The organism is Rhizobium sp. AQ_MP (genome assembly GCF_014237835.1).
Classification (GTDB): Bacteria; Pseudomonadota; Alphaproteobacteria; order Rhizobiales; family Rhizobiaceae; genus Allorhizobium.
Map to the genome: position 1 here is coordinate 23,012 of NZ_JACJVI010000012.1, position 14,609 is coordinate 37,620.

A 14,609-nucleotide genomic window follows, 5' to 3' on the forward strand; every position below is an offset into this window, starting at 1 on the left:
CAGCCATGTCCAACGCGCCTGATACAGCACGCGACCACGGTGGCTCCTCTGCCGCGGTCCCTGCCCTGCTCGTGTCACGGATCGCCAAGACCTTTGGGGGCGCCCAAGCCCTCAAAGGTATCGACTTCTCGGTCGCCGCCGGCGAAGTCCACGGCCTTCTTGGACAGAATGGGTCCGGCAAGTCGACCTTCGTGAAGATCTTGTCCGGTTTCCATGCCCCCGATCCGGGTGGCTCGATTTCCGTTTTCGGCCGTCCGCTGGACCTGCCGATGCGCGCTGGTGCATTCCGGGATTATCAGATGGCGTTCGTCCATCAGCATCTCGGGCTCGTGCCCTCTTTGTCGGTTCTTGAAAACCTGCGGGTGGCCAGCATTACCGAACGCAAGACGCGGATTGACTGGCGCGCCGAACGCCGGGCCGCGGCTGCAGCTCTGGAGCGGTTCGGCATCGACATGGATCTCTCCCAGCGGGTCTCCGAGCTCAGCCAGACGGACCGGGCGCTGCTTGCGATTGTCAGAGCTGCAGAAGATCTCCGGGCAGCCCATGCCGTGAGCGGCCGCAAGGGTATTCTTGTGCTCGATGAGCCGACGCCCTTTCTGCCCAGAGAGGGGGTGACGCGCCTCTTTGATCTTGTCCGCCAGGTCTCCGGTCATGGCGACAGCGTGATCTTCATCTCCCACGACATCGACGAGGTGCGGGAAATCACCGATCGGGCCACCATCTTGCGTGACGGGTCGGTCTCCGGCACGCTCGAAACCCGCTCCGCCTCCCATGACGACTTCATCGAGAGCATTATCGGTCGGCGCGTTGCCCGGACGGTGACGCAACCGATCGATCTCGCCTCCCGGCAGATCCGGGCTCATGTGCACGGGATTGCCGAACCCGGCCTGGAAGTGCCCGAGTTGCGGATCGCCGAAGGTGAGATCGTGGGGATGACCGGGTTGATCGGTTCGGGCTATGCCCGTGTGCCCTATCTGCTGTTCGGCGCCGAGAAGGCAAGCAGCGGCACCCTGACACTCGGCGGCCGGGACATTCAGCTCGCCACCGCGACGCCACGGCAGTCGGTGGCGCTGGAAATGGCACTGCTACCGGCCGATCGGCCTAAGGCGAGTGGCTCCATGTCATTGACGCTCACGGACAACATGCAGCTCCTCGAGCTCCGCCGGTTCATGGGCCGTTTTGGTCTCGACCGTAAAGCCATGGTCGAACGGACCAAGGAACTTGCGGCGCAGTATGAAGTCCGGCCGAACAATCCATCGCTGAAGCTCGGTGCTCTGAGCGGGGGCAACGCGCAAAAGGTGCTCCTGGCCAAGTGGCTGATCCGCTCGCCGCGCCTGCTGATGCTCGATGAACCCACGCAGGGCGTGGATGTCGGAACACGCCAGCAGGTCTTCGATGTCATCCGTAAAGCCGCCGCCGGCGGCGCATCGGTGATCTGCGCCAGTTCAGATTTCGAGCAGCTGGCCGACCTCTGTACCCGCGTCCTGGTCTTCTCCAGGGGCCGCATCGTGCACGAGCTGATCGGCAGCGACATTTCAAAAGATAGTATCGCGGAGGCCTGCTATGGTCACTCAAGTATCGACGCAGCATGAGAAAATCGCCCGGGGCCCCCGCATTGGCAACTTCATCGAGCGCTTCGCTCTGGTGGGGGTATGGCTCCTGATTATCCTCGTCTTTTCCATTCTGCTGCCCGGAATCTTCCTGAGCTGGACGAATTTTTCCATTCTATTCGCAACTCAGGCGCCCGGCGCCGTGCTGGCTCTGGCGTTGATCATTCCTCTGACCGCCGGCGATTACGATCTTTCGGTCGGAGCGACGCTGACAATGTCCGCGGTGACGATCGGCGTTCTCAACGTGATCTATCAGGTCCCGATCGGTGTCGTCATTCCTCTCGTCCTGCTGATCGGCGTCGTCATTGGCGCGATCAATTCCTTCTTCATCGTTTTCGTCCGCATCCCCTCCCTGGTGGTTACCCTCGGGACGACCTCGATCCTGACAGGTGTCGTGCAGTGGATGAGCAATTCCTCCACCATCGGCGGCATTTCACCGATCCTCACCAATCTGGTTGCGCGAGGCCGCCTCTTCGGCATCTCCTACGCCTTCTATTACGTCATCCTTATCGCCATCGTGATCTGGCTGGTGTTCGAATTCACCCCGCTTGGCCGGCGGATTCTGTTCGTCGGACGCAGCCGTGAAGTCGCTCGCCTGTCGGGCATCGACGTATCGCGGGTACGTGTCGGCTGCCTGATCGCCTCCTCCGTCCTCGCCAGTCTGGGCGGCATCGTCTATGCCGGCCTCCTTGGCGCGGCCGATCCCTTCTCCGGGTTGAATTTCCTGCTGCCTGCTTTTGCCGCCGCCTATCTCGGCGCAACGGCAATCATGCCCGGCCGCTTCAATCCCTGGGGCGCGGTCATCGCCGTCTATTTCCTCGCCACCGGCATCACCGGCCTGACCATGCTCGGTATTCCGCTCTGGGTGACCAGCGCCTTCAACGGCCTGGCTCTGATCCTCGCCGTCACCGTGTCGCAATTCGCACGCGGCCGTGAAGAGTCCGACATCACATGAGCGTCGGCGGCGGGCACTTGAAACGCGAGACCATCTACCTGACGGGCGCCAGTGGCTTTATCGGCCAAGCGCTCGCCCGGGCGCTGGTGTCCAAAGGCCATGGAGTGGTGGCAACCGATGTGATGCCTCCACGCCAGCCGCTACCCGATGGGGTTCCCTTCCACCTGGCCGATGTTAGAGACGTAGGCCTGCACGCCGCGAAAATCGCCGGCCAGTGCGACAGTATCGTCCATTGCGGCGGCATTTCCGGACCGATGTTGCTCAACCACAATCCTGCTGAGGTGCTCGATATAAACGTGCGTGGCACGTCGCAATTGCTGGCGCTGGCCAGCAATCTCGGGCTGCGGCGCTTTGTCTCTCTGTCCTCCGTCTCGGCCTATGGTGATACACCTGGGCTTGCCGTGGTGAATGAAGACGCGCCGCTGTCCGCCTCCACCTTCTATGGTACCAGCAAGGCGGCATCCGACCTCATTGTACAAACCTTCGCCCGCCAGGCAGCCCTCAGCGCCGTCTGCCTGCGCATCGGTTGGGTCTATGGACCGGGTCGGATGACCGATGCGCTGATCCAGCCGATCGTCCGCTCGTCACGCGGCGAAAGGTACGCGATCGACGCCGGAGCCGATCAGATTCTGCAATTCGTCCATGTCGAAGATGTCGTGTCCGCGATCATTGCCGCGCTCGCTGCCGCGACCCTGCCGTTCGCCGCCTACAACATCAACGGCCGTGAGACAGTGCGAGTCGGCGACATGCTGGGCGCCATTCGCAGGCAACTGCCGGGCGTGACGGCCAGCATCGGCCCCGGCCCTCTGCCGGGGGCGGACCAGCAGGCTCCGATGTCGATAGAGGCGGCCAGGCGCGATCTTGGTTGGGAGCCGTCTGTTCCTTTCCCGTCGGGTCTCGCCGCCTATGTGGACTGGTTGAGGGAGCATCCCCATTGACGGAACCAACCGCCCCGCGGACCGTGATCGTCACCGGCGCCGCTTCCGGTATCGGTCTCGCCACCGCGCGACGGCTGGCTCGCGAGGGCGCGCGGGTTATCGGCCTTGATATCCAGTCCCCGGCCGAAATGGTCGAGGGTGTCGCTTTCCATGTCGTCGACGTCTCCGATGAGACGAGCGTCACAGCCGTACTCGGCCGGACTTGCTTGGACGGCATAGACGGCCTCGCGACCTTTGCCGGCATCGAGCGACCCGGAACGCTGGAAGAGACGACTGAAGCCGACTGGATGGCGTGCTTCCGGGTGAATGTGCTCGGTACGGTCAACGTGGCGAGATCGGCGCTGCCTGGGCTTCGCCGCAAACGCGGCGCCATCGTCCTGTGCTCGACGCAATTGTCGCTGTCGGGCGGCCGGGATTGTGTTGCCTATGCCGCGTCGAAGGGGGCGATCAACGCATTTTGCCGAAGCCTCGCGCTCGACTGCGCAGCTTCAGGCGTTCGCGTCAATGCCATTGCTCCCGGCGCCGTCGAGACCGCGATGATGGACCGCGTCTTTTCCACGCTTGAACGTGACGCCATCGAGACGGCCCGTCAACGTCATCCGCTGGGCCGTTTCGGGCAAGCCGACGAGATCGCCGCCGTGGCGTGCCATTTGCTCTCATCAGACGCCTCCTTTGTCACCGGAACCGTCATTCCCGTGGATGGCGGCTGGACGGCCGCGTGATGCTCTGTGCATACGGATGCAGGGTGTAAGGCGTGCACGCCCGATAGGCATCATTGCAAATCCTGGAAAAATTTGACAAGAGTGCGGCCTGTTCGCGCGGCAGGATATGTCGCGCGTTTTGCCAATTTCCGCCGCCGGCCCGGACTATGCCCGGCCTCCGGCTTGCATACGTTTGCGAAAGGAATGTTATGCAGCGCACCTCGGTCAGAACGACGTCATTCGACGTTGCCGCTCTTGCGGGGGTATCGCAATCAGCCGTATCCCGAGCATTCACGCCCGGTTCTAGCATCAAGGAGACGACCCGCCAGAAGATCCTCGAAGCGGCGCGTAAACTCAACTACGTCCCCAATTCGATTGCGAGCAGCCTGACCACCAATCGGTCGAACATGGTGGCCCTGATCCTTGGCAATCTTCACAACCCCTTTTATGTCCACGTCCTCGAGAGCTTCAGCTTCGATCTGCAGCGCATTGGGCGCCAAGCGCTGACCTTTGCGCTCGGTGATGGCATCAGCACCGATGATGCCATCATGAAGGTGCTGCAATACCAAGTGGAGGCGGTGATCCTGACTTCCGCCCAGTTATCGACCCGCATGGTCAATCTGTGCCAGGATCGTGGCATACCCGTCGCGCTGTTCAACCGCTACATCCCCTACAGCGGCGCCTATGGCGTGCGCTGCGACAATGTCGGCGGTGGGCGAATGATTGCAGAGGCCTTTCTCGCCGCAGGCGCCAAGACCTTCATGATGATCACCGGCGATCCGACGGGTACGACCAGCCAGGACCGCGTCCGCGGCTTCACCGAGCGGCTCCTCGAGGAAGGGATCCGCCGTGACCAAATCGTCGAATACGCTGGCGGCTCGACCTATGAAGGTGGCGGCGCGGCAATCGATCGCCATGTTTCGAGCGGACGCGCCATGCCAGATGCAATCTTCGGTATTGCCGACATCATGGCGATGGGTGCGATGGACACCCTGCGGCTTCGCTACGGGCAGCGCGTCCCCGAAGATGTGATGGTGGCGGGCTTCGACGGGATTCCCGAAAGCGGTCGCCCGCCCTATCAGTTGACGACAGTCTGCCAGCCGTTGAACGCCATGGTCACAGAGACAATCAAGCTCTTGCAGTTGGAGAAGTCGGAAAAGGAATTCCTCCCCTCGCAGGATCTTGCCTTCCCGGGCGAAATGATGTGGCGCTCGACCATTCCGCGTCCCGCGGAAGAGCCGACTGGCTGAACCTGACCGACATAGCTTCTGGAGTTGGCTGCGGAAGCTTCTGCTCCCGCAGCTATGTTCGCGCGATGTTTATTGCGCCGCAATCCCCGGCGTGAAGCCGAAGCTGAACGGCTCGGGCGCGCCGCGAAGGCTGCGTAGATCCGCGCGACGGGCTTCGGTGGCCCCCTGGTCGACGGCATTGTCTCCCGTCAGAACCACACCATAGGACTCGTAAGCCTGATCCGCAGAGACGAGATCGCTGGCGACATCACGAGCAACGAGGGCTGCCGGACGATCAAGCGGATCACCCCAGCCGCCGGATCCGGCGGTCTTGAACACCACGACATCGCCCGCCTTCACGTCGAGATTGTCGACCTTGGAGGGAATACGCTCGCCATTTTCCGCACCATTGCGAATGAGCCACTTGCTCGACGTGCCGCCGAACAGGCCCCCATTGATGCCCCATGGCGGCACCACTTCGCGATCATCATGGATCGAAACCTTGCCAGGCTCCAGCATGCGGTAGACCTTTTCGATCCCCGCGCCGCCACGATTGAGACCCGGCCCACCGGAATCTCGCACGGGGCGGTAGCTCTCCACGAGAACCGGATAGTAGTTCTCGATGTATTCGATCGGTGTGGCCGAGAACAACGGCCACCAGGCGTGGCCGTCGAGTCCGTCACCGCGTGGCCGACCCGGGACACCGCCGAACAGCAACTCCATCAGCTGGAAATACCGGCCGTTTTTGTCATGCCCGGTGAAGATGAAGTGCGGGCTGGTACCGTAGCCGGCGGCCATCGACAGATGCGGCGCCCGCTGGCCGAGCGCGCCGGCCTGGCAGTCGAAGAAGCGCGTATGCGTGTTCAGGCGGTTGGAGAGCGCGGCCGGGAAGCGGGGATTGAGCAGGCTGCCTTCCGGAAGCACGACCTCGAAAAGATCATAGAAGCCCTCGTTGAACAGGATCGACGGATCAAAGGCCATGATCATGTAGACACCGAAGAACAGCTTGCAGAGCCCCTCGTGGATATGGAAGTTGATAGGCCCTTCCGCCTGATCGTCCGTTCCGGTCCAGTCGAAGACCGCCTTGCCATCCTTCTTGTAGATGGACAGGGTCATCTTGAATGGACCATTGCCGACACCGTCATCATCGACATAGTCCGTGAAGGACACAGGCTCGTCGGTGATGTACTTGTCGATCAGCACCCGCATCGCGTCGCGTGTGCGGTCGAGCAGCATGTCGCAGGCTTCCATATAGGTCTCGCGGCCGAACCGGTCGCACAACTCCCGCACACGCATCGCCGCCGTGCGGCAACCCGCAATCAGCGCCATCAGGTCTGCCCTGTTCATGTCCGGCGTGCGGGTGTTGTTGAGCATGATGTCGAGCACGCCCTTGTTCAGCACGCCTTTCTCATAGATGCGCACCGGCGGGATTCGCAGACCTTCTTCCCAGATGGTGCGGGCGTCGAACGGCATGGAGCCCGGAACCTTGCCGCCCACATCCACCATGTGACCGAAAATCGACGAGAAGCCGACCAGCACGCCTTCATGAAAGATCGGTAGCATCACGCACCAGTCGTTGTTGTGCGAGATGGAGCCTTTGCAGGCATAGGGGTCGTTCCAGACGAAAATGTCGCCTTCGTTGAGATCGCCTTTGAACTGCTCGACGATCGCCGGGATGTAGGACCCGAACTGACCGACGACCATCTGGCCGCGGGCGTTGCAGATCATCGGAAATTCGTCGTGCTGTTCGCGAATGACCGGCGACAACGCAATGCGCACCACCACGCCATCCATCTCATAGCGGGCATTCTTCAGGGCGTTCTCGATGATATCGAGCGTAATCGGATCAACCTTCGTCATCTCAGTTCCTCCTGGTGTTCGGCCAGATCAACAGATTGCCGTGCGGATCAACCTCGGCATAGTGATCGGGCAGCAGCACCGTCGTGGTGTCATATTGGCGGATGATGGCAGGGCCAGCGACACGTTCACCGACACTGAGCTTGGCACGATCATAATTCGGCGTATCGATCCAGCGCCCCTTGAAGTAGCTCGGGCGCGTCTCGATGATCGCCGTGCTCTGGCCGGATGCGGCAGCCGGCGCCGATTCCTCGACGGGAAGCGTAGCTCCTGTTGCCACCACGCGCAGCGCGACCAACTCCACCGGCACATGAAAGCGGACGCCATAGAGTCGCTCATGCGTGGCATGGAACTTCTCGAACACGTCATCGAAGCTGCCACGCCCTGCAATCGTGGCGTGCTCGATGTCGACGGTGACTTCGAAGCCCTGCTGTTCGTAGCGCAGGTCGAGGGAATACTTCAGGCTGCGGTCAGCTTCGGGCACATGCTCCTCGTCCAGCCAGACGAAGGCCTTACGCTCGAGTTCATCGAAGCGCTTCCATACGTCGTCGGCCACCAGATTGGTGCTCGAATGGATGAAGGTCTGAACGAACTCGTTCTTGAACTCCGACTCGAGGAAGCCGAGCGCTGAAAGTACGCCTGGGTTGGCCGGAACGACCACCGGATAGCAGCCGAGCAATTCGGCCATGGAGTTGGCATGCAGAGGCCCGGCGCCGCCGAAGGCAACAATGCCGAAATCCCGCGGATCGAGACCACGCTGTACCGTGATGACGCGCAGAGCGCCGAGCATCACCTCGTTGGCGATGTCGATGATGCCCTGCGCCGCATCTTCGGGAGACAGTCCGATCGCGGTGCCGATGCCCGCCACTGCCGTGCGTGCGCCCTCGACGTCCAGCTTCATGTCACCGCCGAGCAGCAGAGGCGGCAGATAACCGAGTACGACATTGGCATCGCTAACGGTCGGCTCCGTTCCACCCCGGCTGTAGGCCACCGGACCCGGGCGGGCGCCGGCGCTGCGAGGGCCGACGCGAAGCGACTTGGTGAGCTCCGACACTTCGGCAATCGAGCCGCCGCCGGCCCCAACGGACCGCACGTCGAGTGTCGGTACCTTGGCCGGAAACGCGCCGACTTCCGTCGAACGCGAGATCGTCGGCTCACCGTCGAGAATAACTGATACGTCGGTCGAGGTGCCGCCCATATCAAAGGCCAGCAGCTTCTTGATACCCGTACGACGTGAGACCATCACCGTCGAGGTGACGCCACCGGCAGGTCCGGAGAGCACGGTATGCACCGGCCGCTGCGAGGCCGCCTCGGCGCTCATCAGGCCGCCGTCGGAACGTACAATATGCAAACGGGCAGTAACGCCCTCATCCCGAAGACGGGTTTCGATGCGCGACAAGTACCGCTTCATGATCGGACGGACATAGTCGTTCATCACCGTGGTGATCGCCCGGTCATATTCGCGAAATTCCGGCAGGATGTCGGACGACAGCGAGACGGGAATATCGGGATATCGTTCGGCAACGATCTCGCCGAGAATTCTCTCATGAACCGGGTTTGCATAGGAATGCATGAGTGAAATGGTCAGCGCCTCGATGCCCGAAGAGCAGAGGTCGTCGATCAATTCGATTGCCCTGGCGCGGTCCAGCTCGCGCACCACTTCACCGCGCGCGTTGAGTCGCTCGGGGATGCCGCGCGTGTCGGCTAGTGACGCCAACGGATCGGGCTTGTCCATGACGATCCAGCCGAACAGCGGACCGGGGGTCCAGGATTTCGCCAGATGCAATGTGTATTCGAAGCCTTCCGTCACGAGCAGGCCGACGCGAGAACCCTTGCCTTCCAGCACTGCATTGGTTGCTACGGTGGTGCCGTGCAGGATCAGTGAAATGTCGGAGGGTTGAATGCCGGCTTTTTCGCAGATCAGCCGCACGCCGGCGGCTACACCGATCGATTGGTCTTCCGGCGTTGATGGCGTCTTGGCTTGATAGGTCCGCTTGGTTTTATCGTCGTGAAGAAGCAGGTCAGTGAATGTTCCCCCGACGTCGACTCCCAGTCTCATCGTTTTTCCCTTCTGGTGGCAGCATGTCCGAACGATCTCGGAAAGCTCTTGCATGCGCATGCAAAATCACTATAGTGCCAGCTCAACGACAGACGCAAGGTCTAATTCCTGGCTCTTCCGTCATTTTTCAAAGGCCGCCGGCACGCCGCCGGAGGGCCGATCAAGGTTGGAAACATGACTTTGAATACGGCTTCGCCGCGGACGCTCTATGACAAGATCTGGGACCTTCATGTGGTCAAGACTTACACCGACGGAACTGATCTTCTTTATATCGACAGGCACCTCGTGCAGGAGGTTTCAAGCCCGCAGGCCTTTGCCGGCTTGACCGCCGCCAACCGTCGAATTCGCAGGCCGGATGCGCAAATTGCCGTTGCGGATCATGCAGTTCCAACGCGTGACCGGCATCTGCCGATGGTCGAAGGGCTGGCCTCGCGGCAGGTGGCGCGTCTCCAGGAAAACTGCGCCGCCCACGGCATTCCCTATATCCCCGTCCGCGATCGTCGGCATGGCATCGTCCACGTCATCGGACCGGAGCTCGGCTTCACTCTGCCCGGCGCCGTGATTGTCTGTGGTGACAGCCACACCAGCACGCATGGTGCCTTCGGGGCAATCGGTTTCGGCATCGGCGCGAGTGAATGCGAATGCGTATTCGCAACCCAGGCTCTGCGACAGGCGAAACAGAAATCGATGCGCGTCACCTTCGAGGGCAAACGGGCAGCGGGGGTTGAGGTCAAGGACATGATCCTCTCGCTGATCGCCCGTATCGGCGTGGGTGGCGGGACGGGATATGCCATTGAATATGCCGGGCCGGCGGTGCGTGCATTGTCGATGGAGGCCCGCATGACACTCTGCAACATGTCGATCGAAGCTGGCAGCCGCATCGGCCTCGTCGCACCGGACGACAAGACTTACGCCTATCTTGAAGGCCGACCGCTGGCGCCGTCGGGGCCGATGCGCGAGAAGGCGCTCGCTTTCTGGCGCACGCTTCCCTCGGATGCCGATGCCCGGTTTGACCGCGAGATCGTCATCGACGTCTCGACCCTCTCGCCGCATGTGTCCTGGGGCACGACGCCCGAAGAATGCGCACCGATCGCCTCCTCCGTGCCGGACCCTGCCAACGAGCCGGATCCCGCGCGTCGTGCCCGCATGCAGCGCAGCCTCGCCTACATGGGTCTCACGCCTGGCACTCCGCTCACCGATCTGCGCATAGACCGCGTCTTTATTGGATCCTGCACCAATGGTCGCATCGAGGACCTGCGAGCCGCCGCCGCCATCGTCGCGAACGGGCGTGTTGCCCCGCATGTCCAGGCGATCGTCGTTCCTGGTTCCGACCAAGTCCGCCGCACAGCCGAACAGGAGGGTCTCGATCGCATCTTCCGCGAGGCCGGGTTCGAATGGCGCGCATCGGGTTGCTCTATGTGCGTGGCGATGAACGATGACAGGCTCGCAGAGGGCGAACGCTGCGCCTCGACGTCCAATCGCAACTTCGAGGGCAGACAGGGTAAAGGTGGCCGCACCCATCTGATGAGCCCGCCGATGGCCGCCGCTGCCGCGCTGGCGGGACGTCTCACCGATATCCGCGAAAGGAATCTGGGTCATGAAGCCATTTGAGACCTTGCGCAGTGTTGCGGCCTCGATTGCCGAAAACGACATTGATACTGACATCATCTTTCCAGCCCGCTTCCTGCTGCTGCTCGACAAGCAGGGGCTCGGACGGAACGTATTCCACGAACGCCGCGCCAACGCACCGAAGGGGGCTCCTTTCGTTCTGGACCGGCCTGGCTTCGCCCGGGCGCAGATCATTCTCGCTGCCCGCAACTTCGGCACCGGTTCGAGCCGGGAACAGGCTGTCTGGGCGCTGGCCGATTTCGGCATTCGCGTGGTGATTGCCGAGAGTTTCGGCGAAATCTTCCATGCGAACTGCTTCAAGAATGGCGTGCTTCCGATCGCGCTGCCGGAAGCGATCCTGACGACGCTGCGACCATTGGCGGAGGCGGGCATCGAATTTTCCGTCGACCTCGCCGCTCAAACCGTGACTATCGACAATGTTGAGCCGATCCCCTTCGACATCGCCCCCTACCGCAAGGATGCGCTGTTGCGCGGGCTCGACGAGATCGGCGCCATGATCGAGGGCGACGCCGCCGACATCGCCGCTTTCGAAGCCCGCCAGCGTGAATTGACCCCCTGGCTCTATCTGACGTCAGACCAGCTTGCCTATTTCCACGATCTCGAGAAGGAGACCGCCCTTGTCCGCTGAGGAGAGCCTCGACGCGAATTACAAACGTGCCTTTGGCAAGCGGATCGGCTTTGGCCGCAAACCGGCGCTGATCCTGATCGATCTCGTTGAAGCCTATTTCGATCCGTCATGTGCGCTTTATGCTGGCGTCGAAGAGGCTCTCGCCTCGGCGCTGCGACTGGTGGATGCAGCCCGTGCGAACGGCGTGCCCGTGCTCTACACCAACGTCGTCTATACGCAGGGCGGGGCAAATGGCGGGCGCTTCTACCAGAAATCGATGACCCTTCACAATTTCGTCGAGGGCAATCCGATGGGCGCCTGGGCGAAGGGAATTGCCCCTCGTGCCGGCGAGATCGTCATCTCCAAGCAGTATCCGAGTGCCTTCTTCGGCACGTCGCTCGCTTCGACCCTGGCCTCACTCGGCGTGGACACACTGATCCACACCGGCGTCTCCACCAGCGGCTGCGTCCGCGCCACCTGTGTGGATTGCTGTTCGCACGGCTTCATTCCAATCATCGCGCGCGAAGCCGTCGGTGATCGCCACGCCGCCCCACACGAAGCCAACCTGTTCGACATGGATGCCAAATATGGCGACGTGGTCAGCGAACAGGACATCATGACCTATCTGACATCACTGGATCGCTGAATATGCAAAAGAATTCTCTCAAGTCGGCCCTGGCTGCTGGTCGTTTCGTCGTCGCCCCCGGGATCCACGACATGATCGCGGCCGCCGTCTTCAACAAGATGGGCTTCGAGTTCGCCTATGCCTCAGGCTATTGGATGACGGCTTCGGCCTATGGCCTGCCGGATGCCGGTATCGCCACCTATACCCAGATGGTGGATCGCGTACGGACCCTGTGCCGCATGGTTTCTGCCGGAGTGATCGCTGATGCTGACACCGGTTATGGCGGATTGCTCAATGTCCACCACACTGTGCGGGGTTACGAAGAGGCTGGAGTCACCGCGATCCAGATCGAGGACCAGGAGTTTCCGAAGAAGTGCGGACATACGCCGTTCAAGCGCGTCGTCCCCATGGAGGACATGGTCGAGAAGATCAAGGTTGCTGTTGATGCCCGGACCAATCCGGACACGCTGATCATCGCGCGCACCGATGCGCGTCAGACGGATGGCTTTGAGGGTGCCCTGAAGCGAGCCGAAGCCTATGGCGAGGCTGGCGCCGATGTTCTGTTCGTCGAGGCGCTGGAAAGCGAAGCCGAAATGCGTGACGCCTGCAAGCGACTGAACCGGCCGGTCATGGCCAACATGGCCGATGGTGGCCTGACGCCGATCCGAAGCAGCAAGGAGCTTGAGGCGCTGGGCTACAGCATGGCGATATTTCCGTCCGCCAGCGGCCTCGCCGCCGCGCGTGCCGCCGAGATCGCTTTCAGCACCATCAAGAATGAGGGCACGTCGGATTCTGCCAATCTCGATCTTTTCCCCTTCAAGGAATTCAACAGCTTGATCGGCTTTGAGGAAGTCTGGGACTTCGAACGCAAATGGGCGCGGGGCTGAACCGGGAGGCAGGCGCATGACACGGGTTGCATGTGTGGGAACAGGTCTCGTCGGCTCCGCCTGGAGCGTCGTCTTTGCCAAGGCGGGCTGCGAGGTCGCGATGTTCGACGCCGCAGGAGGCGCCGCGGAAGATCGTTCGCGCGAGTTGATCGGCCAGACGCTGCGCCTGCTCGCCGATACGGGTGAGCTCGATCGGACCCCGGAAGCGATCCAGGCCAGCATTCGCTACGTCGGGACACTGGAAGAGGCGCTCGACGGTGTGTCTCATGTGCAGGAATCCGCAAAGGAGGACCCCGGGGTCAAACGCCAGCTGTTTGAGACGCTTGGTCGGCTTGCACCCCGCGACGCGGTGCTCGCCTCGTCCACCTCGGCGATCAAGGGATCCGAATTCCTGACCTTCGAAACGGCGGACCGCGCCTTGGTAGCGCATCCGGTCAATCCGCCGTCGCTGATCCCGCTCGTCGAACTCTGCGGTACGCCCCGCACGGCCCCGGAAACGATCGAACGGACCCATGCCTTCATGACGGCGCTCGGAATGGCCCCGGTGGTGCTGCGTAAGGAGATCGATGGCTTCCTGCTCAACCGCCTTCAATACACGCTGGTGGCCGAAGCGCTTCATCTCGTCGGGGAAGGCTATTGCTCGGCCGCCGATATCGACCGGGTCATGACGCAGGGCCTTGCTTTGCGCTGGGCGACGATCGGCCCCTTCGAAGTGGCTCACCTCAATTCGCCCCATGGGTTTCGCGGGTTCGTGGATCATCTGGGCGGCATGATGCGCAAGATGGGCGCCGATGCCCGCACGGATTATGATTGGCCGGACAGCCTGGCGAGTGACATTCATGCGGAGCTGCTGTCGGTCGTTCCTGAGGCCCGCTTCTCCGAGCGCCAGGCCTGGCGTGATGCCAACATCGCAGCGACTCGAGCCATGCAGCGCGCCGCCGGCGATCGCTTTGCCGAATCCACATTATCAAAGAGGAGAGGGAACGACGATGAACCAGCCGTCTAAGGATGAGCTCGCCGCGCAATACAAAGCAGGAATGCGTCGGCTGGCCGCCGGCGTGTCCCTCATTACCACCGGACATGGCGAAACCCAGGCCGGTTTGATTGCCACAGCGGTCAACTCGGTCAGCGCCGATCCGCCAACCCTGCTGATCTGCGTCAACCAGTCGGCTTCGGCACATGACATCATCGCGGCCTGTGGCAATTTCTGCGTAAACATCCTGCCGACCGCCTGCATCGACATTGCCGGCCAGTTCTCAAGCTCGGCACGGCGTTCCGAACGTTTTGCAAGCGGCGAATGGCGAACACTCGCATCCGGCGCGCCGGTGTTGTGCGATGCCCTGGCCTCCTTCGACTGCCGGGTGACACAGCAGATCGCCTATCATTCGCACACGATCTTTCTCGGCGAGATCCTCGATGTTCGGGTCACGGAAACGGAGGTGGAGCCGTTGATCTATCTCGACCGAAACTTTCACCGCGGCGTCTCGCCCTACCAGTTGAACCCGGCCTGAG

General features: G+C 61.9%; 13 protein-coding genes. 11 read left to right on the forward strand and 2 right to left on the reverse strand.

Annotation, left to right across the window (positions count from 1 at the left end; genetic code table 11):
• The first annotated feature begins 5 nt into the window (after window positions 1-5).
• From H6M51_RS17005 to H6M51_RS17025, 5 genes are all read left to right on the forward strand, one after another.
• The gene (locus H6M51_RS17005; protein WP_246780554.1) at window positions 6-1,592 is read left to right on the forward strand and encodes a sugar ABC transporter ATP-binding protein; all 1,587 of its coding nucleotides are present in this window, start codon (window positions 6-8) and stop codon (window positions 1,590-1,592) included.
• Complete coding sequence (locus H6M51_RS17010) at window positions 1,564-2,565, forward strand: ABC transporter permease (protein ID WP_185811016.1); 1,002 nt, start codon at window positions 1,564-1,566, stop codon at window positions 2,563-2,565. Before H6M51_RS17005 ends, H6M51_RS17010 begins: the two co-directional genes overlap by 29 nt.
• Entirely contained in the window at window positions 2,562-3,503 is a 942-nt protein-coding gene (locus H6M51_RS17015) for an NAD(P)-dependent oxidoreductase (RefSeq protein WP_185811017.1), read from the forward strand. The genes H6M51_RS17010 and H6M51_RS17015 overlap by 4 nt, the downstream gene beginning before the upstream one ends.
• A complete protein-coding gene (locus H6M51_RS17020; protein WP_185811018.1) occupies window positions 3,500-4,225 on the forward strand; it encodes an SDR family NAD(P)-dependent oxidoreductase in 726 nt (241 codons plus the stop codon). The genes H6M51_RS17015 and H6M51_RS17020 overlap by 4 nt, the downstream gene beginning before the upstream one ends.
• A 188-nt stretch (window positions 4,226-4,413) precedes the next feature.
• On the forward strand, window positions 4,414-5,454 hold the full coding sequence (locus H6M51_RS17025; RefSeq protein ID WP_185811019.1) for a LacI family DNA-binding transcriptional regulator: 1,041 nt from the start codon (window positions 4,414-4,416) through the stop codon (window positions 5,452-5,454).
• A 69-nt stretch (window positions 5,455-5,523) separates the two neighbouring features.
• Here the strand turns inward: H6M51_RS17025 and H6M51_RS17030 are convergent, their stop codons facing one another.
• Window positions 5,524-7,293, reverse strand: a complete 1,770-nt coding sequence (locus tag H6M51_RS17030) for a hydantoinase B/oxoprolinase family protein (RefSeq protein WP_185811020.1) — start codon at window positions 7,291-7,293, stop codon at window positions 5,524-5,526.
• Window position 7,294: 1 nt separating this feature from the next.
• On the reverse strand, window positions 7,295-9,349 hold the full coding sequence (locus H6M51_RS17035; protein WP_185811021.1) for a hydantoinase/oxoprolinase family protein: 2,055 nt from the start codon (window positions 9,347-9,349) through the stop codon (window positions 7,295-7,297).
• Between the two features lie 180 nt (window positions 9,350-9,529).
• Between H6M51_RS17035 and leuC the strand changes: the two genes are divergently transcribed.
• Genes leuC through H6M51_RS17065 form a run of 6 tightly spaced genes read left to right on the forward strand, consistent with a single transcriptional unit; the run spans window position 9,530 to window position 14,608 of the window.
• The gene (gene leuC, locus H6M51_RS17040; RefSeq protein ID WP_210314857.1) at window positions 9,530-10,960 is read left to right on the forward strand and encodes a 3-isopropylmalate dehydratase large subunit; all 1,431 of its coding nucleotides are present in this window, start codon (window positions 9,530-9,532) and stop codon (window positions 10,958-10,960) included.
• Window positions 10,947-11,606 carry a 3-isopropylmalate dehydratase small subunit gene (gene leuD / locus H6M51_RS17045; RefSeq protein WP_185811023.1) on the forward strand — a complete coding sequence of 220 codons (660 nt, stop codon included), beginning with the start codon at window positions 10,947-10,949 and terminating at the stop codon, window positions 11,604-11,606. Before leuC ends, leuD begins: the two co-directional genes overlap by 14 nt.
• Window positions 11,596-12,231 carry an isochorismatase family protein gene (locus H6M51_RS17050; protein ID WP_185811024.1) on the forward strand — a complete coding sequence of 212 codons (636 nt, stop codon included), beginning with the start codon at window positions 11,596-11,598 and terminating at the stop codon, window positions 12,229-12,231. Before leuD ends, H6M51_RS17050 begins: the two co-directional genes overlap by 11 nt.
• Before the next feature lie 2 nt (window positions 12,232-12,233).
• Complete coding sequence (locus H6M51_RS17055; protein ID WP_185811025.1) at window positions 12,234-13,097, forward strand: oxaloacetate decarboxylase; 864 nt, start codon at window positions 12,234-12,236, stop codon at window positions 13,095-13,097.
• A gap of 16 nt (window positions 13,098-13,113) precedes the next feature.
• The gene (locus H6M51_RS17060; protein ID WP_185811026.1) at window positions 13,114-14,103 is read left to right on the forward strand and encodes a 3-hydroxyacyl-CoA dehydrogenase NAD-binding domain-containing protein; all 990 of its coding nucleotides are present in this window, start codon (window positions 13,114-13,116) and stop codon (window positions 14,101-14,103) included.
• Window positions 14,087-14,608, forward strand: coding sequence for a flavin reductase family protein (locus H6M51_RS17065; protein ID WP_185811027.1), 522 nt, complete (start codon window positions 14,087-14,089; stop codon window positions 14,606-14,608). Before H6M51_RS17060 ends, H6M51_RS17065 begins: the two co-directional genes overlap by 17 nt.
• The last annotated feature ends 1 nt before the right edge of the window (window position 14,609 follow it).